The organism is Actinoplanes ianthinogenes (genome assembly GCF_018324205.1).
Classification (GTDB): Bacteria; Actinomycetota; Actinomycetes; order Mycobacteriales; family Micromonosporaceae; genus Actinoplanes; species Actinoplanes ianthinogenes.
Genome location: NZ_AP023356.1, coordinates 4,867,330 through 4,875,000, shown reverse-complemented (window position 1 = coordinate 4,875,000; position 7,671 = coordinate 4,867,330). Strand labels below are relative to the sequence as shown.

Here is a 7,671-nt window from a genome sequence, read left to right as displayed (position 1 = left end):
CCGGGCGCCGGAGACGACCCGCACCCCGTCGGCCTCCAGCGCGGCATGTGCCACCTGGGACGACTCCGGCTCCTCCATGGCGAGCACCCGCGCCGAACCCTCGATCACGGTCACCTGGACGCCGAACCGCGCATACGCCTGCGCGAGCTCACACCCGATGGCCCCACCGCCGAGCACCAGCATCGACGAGGGCAGCGTGGCCGCCTCCACAGCTTCCCGGTTCGTCCAGTACGGCGTACCGGAAAGCCCTTCGACGGGTGGGATGACCGCGACCGTGCCGGTGGCGATGACGACGCCGCGCGAAGCGGCGAATTCCTGGTCACCGACCCGCACCCGGCCGGGACCGGTCAGCGATGCCGTGCCCCGCAGGAACGTCCCGCCCTGGCCGGTGAAGCGGTCCACGGCGACCTTGTCGTTCCAGTCGTCGGTGGCCTCGTCCCGGATCCGACGGGCGACCGGCGCCCAGTCGGGCTCCACGGTGGACGTGCCGGCGAGGCCGGGGATCCGGCGGGCCTCGGCGAGCGCGTTCCCGGCGCGGACCATGATTTTTGTGGGGATGCAGCCCCAGTACGGACACTCGCCACCGACCAGGCGGTGCTCGACCCCGAGCACGTTCAGTCCGGCCGCGGCCAGCCGGCCGGCGACCTCCTCGCCGCCGACACCGAGTCCGACGACCACCACGTCCACTTGCCGCGCTTCAGCCATGCGATCCAGCTAAGCAGAAACCGGGGTGCCGGGGAGCGCTCGAAAGATGTGCGGGGCGACTTCTCATGTGTCGCCGGGCACAACCGATTCTGGACCCTCGCGGAAGCGGGAAAGGGCGGTCATGAGGGGGCGATGGCGAGCGTTGGCTGGCGCTCACCATCCTCATGGCCGCCCGCTCGGTCGTCAGGCCCGCAGCCAGACCGCCTCGTCCCGGTGTGACTCCAGCGGACCGGGATAGTCGAGGCCGGGCAACCGCCACGGTTGGTGGACGGCCACTCCGTCGACGCCTTTGAGTTCCGGCACATACCGGCGGACGTAATCGCCCTGCGGGTCGAACCGCTGCGCCTGCCGGATCGGGTTGAACTTGCGATAGGGCCGGGTGTCGTTGCCGGTGCCGGCGGTCCATTGCCAGTTGCCGGAATTGTTCGGCACGTCCCCGTCGATCAGCCAGCGGAAGAACCATTGCAGGCCGAGTCGCCAGTCGATGCCGAGGTGCTTGGTCAGGAACGCCGCGGTGATCAGCCGGGCCCGGTTGTGCATCCAGCCCTCGGCGCGCAGCTGGCGCATCCCGGCGTCGACGACCGGCACCCCGGTCAGGCCGTCCTGCCAGTGCTGGAAAGCGTCCTCGTCGTAGCGCCAGCCGGTGTCCGCCTTGGGCCGCATCGCCTCGGTGGAGATCTTCGGAAAGGCCGCGGTGACCTGGTAATAGAAGTCGCGCCAGGCGAGTTGCCGCAGGTAGGCCTGTGCTCCCGGGGAGTCGTCGGCCTTCGCGGCGAGCGCCAGCTCGAGCGGCGAGAGGCAGCCGAACCGGAGATAGGCACTGAGCCGGCTGGTGTTGTCGGCTGCCAGGTCGTCGTGCTCGTCGTCGTACCGGGAAATCTCCCGCATCCAGGAGCGAAGCCGGCGGCGAGCCTCGGTCTCACCGCCGGGGATCGCGTCCGGTGAGTCGCCCGCGGGCAGCTCGGGAAGGGTGCCCGCGGCGATGCTGTCCGGCATCGCGATCTTGCGAGGGGTCGCGGCAGGCACGCGCCACCGGGTTTTCTCCCAGGCTTTCCAGTACGGCGTGAAGACGCGGTACGAGTCCCCGCCTCCGCCCGGCCGCACCGCCCCGGCCGGCAGCACCGTGACCCCGGGCGTCACCGTCAGGTCGAGCCGCGCCTCCCGCAACCGCCGCTCCCGCCGCTGGGCGTAATCGGTCACGTCGCCGGCGACCCACACCTCGGTGGCATCCACCTCCCGGGCCAGCCGAACGGTCTCGGCCACCGGGTCGCCCTCCCGGATCACCAGGTCGCCGCCCCGCTCCCGGAGGGTGTTCCGCAGGTCGGCGAGGCACTGGTGCAGGAAGCGCTGCCGGTTGGCGGAGAGCCCGGCCAGCCGCGGGTCGAGCACGAACAGCGGGACGATCTCCCCGTCGCCGCTGAGCAGCGGGTTGTCGTGGATCCGCAGGTCCCGGGTGAGTAGCGCGATCCGGGCGCCCATCTCAGGCCGCCAGCTGGACCGGGGTGCCGGGCCGGGTGAGCAGGCTGCGGACCGCGACCGCGGCCCGGCGGCGGTTCGGCACCGTGGCGCGCCGGGCGAAGACGTCGTAACCGGCCGCCTCGACCTCGTCGAGGATCCCGCCGTAAAGCTGGAAGGCGGTCCGCATGCACGCCTGCGAGGCCGGTTCGAGCAGCGGGATGCCGGGCGCGGCGGCCGCGTAGTGCTCCCGGGCCCGGGCCACCTCGGCCTTGATCAGCGCGCGGACCGGTGGGGTGGCGACGCCGGCGGCCAGGTCGTCTCGCGTGACGCCGAACTCGGCGAGGTGCTCCTCGGGCAGGTAGATCCGGCCGCGGGCGAGGTCCTCGGCGACGTCCCGGATGAAGTTCGTGAGCTGGAACGCGAAGCCGAGCTGGCGGGCCGGCTCGCGGGCGGCCACCGGGTCGGAGGAGCCGAGGATCGGCAGCATCATGGTGCCGATCACGGCGGCCGACCCCTCCATGTAGTCGAGCAGGTCGGCATAGGTGCGATAGCCGGTGACGGTCAGGTCCATCGCCATGCTGCGCAGGAATTTCTCGAAGTCGTCGAGGTCCAGGTCGAAGACCGCGATGGTGTGCAGCACCGCGGGCAGCAGCGGGTCGTCGACCGGCTCACCGCGCAGTCCGGCCAGGAACCCGGTGGACCAGGCGGAGAGCTCGGCGGCGCGCTGAGCGGGCGGCAGGGACTCGGTCCGGTCGACGATCTCGTCGGCGAACCGGGTGAATCCGTACAGAGCGTGCACGTGCCGACGCTTCCAGGCCGGTAGTAACCGGGTCGCCAGGTAATACGTGCGTCCGTGCTCTCGGTTCAGCTCACGGCAGCGCTCGTAGGCAGCCGCCAGATCGGTATCCATCCCGGTCCTCCGATAAATCGACGCACGAATCGACGCAACATTCGAAAGTTAGGGTACGGTACTGGACGTGGCCAATGACACCCTCGAGGGAAATCGCCTAGGCGCGATACCCCGGCAGCCGCTCTCCCCCACCGGGCTCGTCGGCGCCGTCGAGGGGACGCTCGCCGACTTTCTCGCCTCACAGATCGCCGCCCTGGACACCGTCGACCCGGCGCTCGGCGGCTTCGCCCGCACCGCCCGTGACCTGGTGATGGCCGGCGGCAAACGACTACGACCGACGTTCGCGTACTGGGGGTGGCGCGGCGTCGCCGGTCCCGGCGCCTCGGCCGAGCCGCTGTTGCCGGCGCTCGGCGCGCTGGAGCTGATGCACACCTTCGCCCTGGTGCACGACGACCTGATGGACGGCTCGGCGACCCGCCGCGGCCGGCCCACCGCGCACCGGATCTTCGCGGCCCGGCACGGCGCCCGGTTCGGCGACTCGGCCGCGATTCTGGTCGGTGACCTGTGCCTGGTCTGGGCCGACCAGTTGCTGGCCCGCACCGCGCTGCCGCCGGTGACCCTGCTCGAGGTGCGTGCGCGATATGACCGGATGCGCGTCGAGGCGGTCGCCGGGCAGTACCTGGACGTGCTCGGCGAGACCGATCCGGAGTCCTGGTCGGTGGAGCGGGCGCTGCTGGTCGCCCGGCACAAGACGGCGAGTTACACGGTGCACCGGCCGCTCGACTACGGGCTGGCGCTGGCCGGGGTCGACGACGCGGAGGTCGCCGAGGCGTACCGGATCTACGGCACGACCGTCGGCGAGGCCTTCCAGCTGCGCGACGATCTGCTCGGGGTTTACGGCGACCCGGCGGTGACCGGCAAGCCCGCCGGCGACGACCTGCGGACCGGCAAGCCGACCGCGCTGCTGATGCTCGCCCGGCGGATGGCCACCCCGGCCCAGCTCGCCGAGCTGGAGACGGCCGGCATCGAGCGCAAGGCACGGATCGTCACGGAGACCGGCGCACCGGTCCGGGTCGAGGAGATGATCCGGACCCGGGTCACCGAGGGGCTCACCGCCCTCGCGTCGGCGCCGATCGACGCCGAGGCCCGGGCCATGCTCATCGAGCTGGCCACCGTGGCCACCCAGCGACCGGCATGATGAGAGCCCCCACCCCCTGGAGCCACCGCGTGCGTACTGTGACCGGACCAACCGATCGCGTGCTGATAGTCGGGGCCGGCCTGGCCGGCCTCTCCTGTGCCCTGCACCTGGCCGCGGCCGGGCGCGAGGTGACCGTCGTCGAGCGCGAGACCGTGCCGGGCGGTCGCGCCGGCCGGCTCTCGGTCGGCGGCTTCGACTTCGACACCGGCCCGACCGTGCTGACCATGCCGGAGCTGATCGCCGAGCCGCTCGCCGCGGTCGGTGAGAAACTCACCGACTGGCTGGAGCTGACCCCGATCGACCCGGCATACCGGGCGTACTACCCGGACGGCTCCACTCTGGACGTGCGCTCCGACACCACCCGGATGGCCGCCGAGATCGCCCGGGTCTGCGGGGCCCGGGAGGCCGACGGCTATCTGCGGTTCGTCGATTTCACCCGGCGGTTGTGGCAGCTGGAGCGCGACCACTTCATCGACCGGAACCTGGACAGCCCGGTCGATCTGCTCAACCTGAACCTGCTCCGGCTGCTCGGGATGGGCGCGTTCCGCAAACTCCAGCCGAAGATCAACGACTACTTCCGCGACCCGCGTACCCAGCGGATCTTCTCGTTCCAGGCGATGTACGCCGGCATGGCGCCGCACGACGCGCTCGCCGTCTACGCGGTGATCGCGTACCTCGACTCGGTGGTCGGGGTGTATTACCCCAAGGGCGGCATGCACGCGGTGCCCCGGGCACTGGCCGGCGCCGCCGAGAAACACGGCGTCACCTTCCGGTACGACACCACGGTCGACCGGGTGGTCACCCAGAACGGCCGGGCGACCGGCGTGGTCACCGCGTCCGGCGAGTTCATCCCGGCGGACACGGTCGTGCTCAACCCCGATCTGCCGGTCGCCTATCGGGACCTGCTCCCGGCCCGCCGCACCCGCCGCCTGCGCTACTCACCGTCCTGTGTGGTGCTGCACATCGGCTCCTCGCAGGCGTACTCGAAGATCGCCCACCACAACATCCATTTCGGTACGGGCTGGAAGCGCACCTTCGACGAGGTGATCCACCGCGGCCTGCTGATGAGCGACCCGTCACTGCTGGTCACGAACCCGACCCACACCGATCCCGCCGCGGCCCCGCCCGGCAAGCAGACCTACTACGTGCTGGCGCCGACGCCGAACCTGGAGAGCGGCCCGATGAACTGGCGCGGCGGCCTCGCCGAGCGCTATGCCGACGAGCTGCTGCAAACCCTGGAACAGCGCGGATACGTCGGCTTCCGGGACGGCGTGGAGGTCGAACGGATCATCACCCCGGCCGACTGGGCGGACGACGGGATGGCCGCGGGCACCCCGTTCGCGGCCGCGCACTCGTTCTCCCAGACCGGGCCGTTCCGTCCGTCGAACCTGCACCCGGCACTACCGAACGTGGTCTTCACCGGTTCGGGCACACAACCCGGTGTCGGCGTGCCGATGGTGCTCATCTCCGGGAAGCTGGCCGCGAGCCGGATCACAGGGGGATTGTCATGAGCCAACGGGAAACGCACCTGGTCGAGGTGGTCGACCACGACGGACAGGCCGTCGGCACGATGACCGTCGCCGACGCCCACCAGGAACCCGGAAAACTGCACCGGGCGTTCTCCGTCTTCCTCCAGGACGCACAGGGCCGCGTGCTGCTCCAGCAGCGCGCCGCGGTGAAGACCCGCTTCCCGCTGCGCTGGGCGAACAGCTGCTGCGGCCACCCGGGGCCCGGCGAGTCGGTCACGGAGGCGGCCGGTCGCCGTCTCTCCGAAGAGCTTTCGGTACGCGACATCGCGCTGACCGAGCTCGGCACGTACACCTACTGGGCGGCCGACATGGTCACCAGCCGGGTCGAGTTCGAGTACGACCACGTGCTCGTCGGACACCTGCCGGACGGGGTCGTGCCGGTGCCGGACCCGGACGAGGTCGCCGAGCTGCGGTGGGTCTCGCCGCTGGCGCTGCACGCCGAGATCGCGGCCTCACCGGAGGACTACGCGCCCTGGCTGTCCGGCGTCCTCGAGGTCCTGTTCACCAGCCTGCCCGACAACATCCTCTTCTCGGAGGGGCCGGGTGGCCGATGAGGCGCTGAGCGCCGGTGCCGCGGCACGCCGCCTCGGTGTGGCGGTCACCACCCTGCGCACCTGGCACCAGCGATACGGGTTGGGCCCCAGCCGGCACGAGCCCGGTCACCACCGGCGCTACACCGACGAGGACATGGGCCGGTTGCAGGTCATGCAACGGCTCACCGCGCAGGGCGTGGCGCCCGCCGAGGCCGCCGCCTGGGCCCGGAACGCACCGCAGGGAGATCCGGCCCGGCATCCGGCGCCGGCCCGGCTCGACGCGGCCGCCCGCGGGCTGGCCCGGGCCGCGCTGCGCCTGGACGCGCTGGGCATGCGGGACATCCTCTGCGCGACGGTCGCCCAGCGCGGTGTGGTGGCCGCCTGGACCGAGGTGATCGCCCCGGTGCTGATCGGGATCGGCGACCGCTACCAGACCACCCAGCGCTACGTGGAGGTCGAACACCTGCTGTCGCGGGCGGTCACCGAGGTGCTGGCCACGACGCAGCGGGTGGCCGACGTCCCGCGGATCCTCCTCGCCGGCGCCGACGAGGAGCAGCACACCCTCGCCCTGGAGGCGCTCGCCGCCGCGCTCGGCGAGGCCGGCGTGGCGTGCCGGCTCTTCGGCGCCCGGCTGCCCTCGACGGCGCTGCTGGACGCGATCGGACGGACCGGCCCGGCCGCGGTGGTGCTCTGGTCGCAGCGCGACCGCACCGGAGCGGTCGACCAGCTGATCCGGGTCCGCGACGCCCCGGCCCCGCCGGTGGTGATCGCGGCGGCCGGCCCGGGCTGGCCGGACGGCGATCTCCCGCCCGGGATCACCCGGCTGACCGGCCTGGCCGAGGCCGTCCACTTGCTGGCTTCGATCTGAACCCCTCGTTTCCGCAGGTCACAGCGTCGCTGCAGAAAAGGGGGATACCGATTTGGAGACCGCTCGGTGGATCACATATGCTTTGCAAGCCTTCAACGGGGCGCGGTTGGGGCGAAGGCCACCAAGCGTTGCAGATCGGGTCGCCAGCTCGATGTGCAATGATGGCGGAGTTGCCCTCATCGTCTAGTGGCCTAGGACGCCGCCCTTTCAAGGCGGTAGCACGGGTTCGAATCCCGTTGGGGGTACTGGTAAGGTTCACGGCGCAGGTCGCGAACTGGCCAGAGCAAGACAGAAGTGAATAGCAAGGTCCTGTGGAGCAGTTGGAGTGCTCGCCGCCCTGTCAAGGCGGAGGTCGCGGGTTCAAGTCCCGTCAGGACCGCAAGCACCAAGCACGGCCAGGTAGCTCAGTTGGTACGAGCGTCCGACTGAAAATCGGAAGGTCGGCGGTTCGACCCCGCCCCTGGCCACCAGGCCTCTCGCCGGGCTCTGAGCACCGTCCACCTGCGGAAACGCACGGTGGACGTTTTGCT

General features: G+C 71.2%; 7 protein-coding genes and 3 tRNA genes (1 of these 10 only partly in view). 7 read left to right on the top strand and 3 right to left on the bottom strand.

Translation table 11 applies throughout. The features are described 5' to 3' along the window. The 3 genes from Aiant_RS21950 to Aiant_RS21940 all read right to left on the bottom strand — a co-directional run. Positions 1–705: the 5' portion of a dihydrolipoyl dehydrogenase family protein gene (locus Aiant_RS21950; RefSeq protein ID WP_189331884.1), read on the bottom strand. It extends 657 nt beyond the left edge of the window; 705 of the gene's 1,362 nt are visible here — the first part of the coding sequence; it begins with the start codon at positions 703–705; its stop codon lies beyond the left edge, outside the window. Between the two features lie 183 nt (positions 706–888). Further along, complete coding sequence (locus tag Aiant_RS21945; protein ID WP_189331885.1) at positions 889–2,184, bottom strand: cryptochrome/photolyase family protein; 1,296 nt, start codon at positions 2,182–2,184, stop codon at positions 889–891. A gap of 1 nt (position 2,185) precedes the next feature. Further along, positions 2,186–3,073, bottom strand: a complete 888-nt coding sequence (locus Aiant_RS21940; protein WP_189331886.1) for a phytoene/squalene synthase family protein — start codon at positions 3,071–3,073, stop codon at positions 2,186–2,188. A gap of 67 nt (positions 3,074–3,140) precedes the next feature. Here Aiant_RS21940 and Aiant_RS21935 point away from each other — a divergent pair, with 67 nt between their 5' ends. From Aiant_RS21935 to Aiant_RS21905, 7 genes are all read left to right on the top strand, one after another. Beyond that, positions 3,141–4,211, top strand: a complete 1,071-nt coding sequence (locus Aiant_RS21935; RefSeq protein WP_189331887.1) for a polyprenyl synthetase family protein — start codon at positions 3,141–3,143, stop codon at positions 4,209–4,211. A gap of 29 nt (positions 4,212–4,240) precedes the next feature. Further along, a complete protein-coding gene (gene crtI, locus Aiant_RS21930) occupies positions 4,241–5,722 on the top strand; it encodes a phytoene desaturase family protein (protein WP_189331888.1) in 1,482 nt (493 codons plus the stop codon). Further along, positions 5,719–6,294, top strand: coding sequence for an isopentenyl-diphosphate Delta-isomerase (gene idi / locus Aiant_RS21925; RefSeq protein WP_189331889.1), 576 nt, complete (start codon positions 5,719–5,721; stop codon positions 6,292–6,294). Before crtI ends, idi begins: the two co-directional genes overlap by 4 nt. Beyond that, positions 6,284–7,141, top strand: coding sequence for a MerR family transcriptional regulator (locus tag Aiant_RS21920; RefSeq protein ID WP_189331890.1), 858 nt, complete (start codon positions 6,284–6,286; stop codon positions 7,139–7,141). Before idi ends, Aiant_RS21920 begins: the two co-directional genes overlap by 11 nt. Before the next feature lie 172 nt (positions 7,142–7,313). Further along, positions 7,314–7,386: transfer RNA gene (locus Aiant_RS21915), tRNA-Glu, on the top strand. Between the two features lie 60 nt (positions 7,387–7,446). Next, positions 7,447–7,520 (top strand) — tRNA-Asp (locus Aiant_RS21910). Between the two features lie 14 nt (positions 7,521–7,534). Further along, a tRNA-Phe gene (locus Aiant_RS21905) sits at positions 7,535–7,611 on the top strand. Positions 7,612–7,671 lie beyond the last annotated feature (60 nt).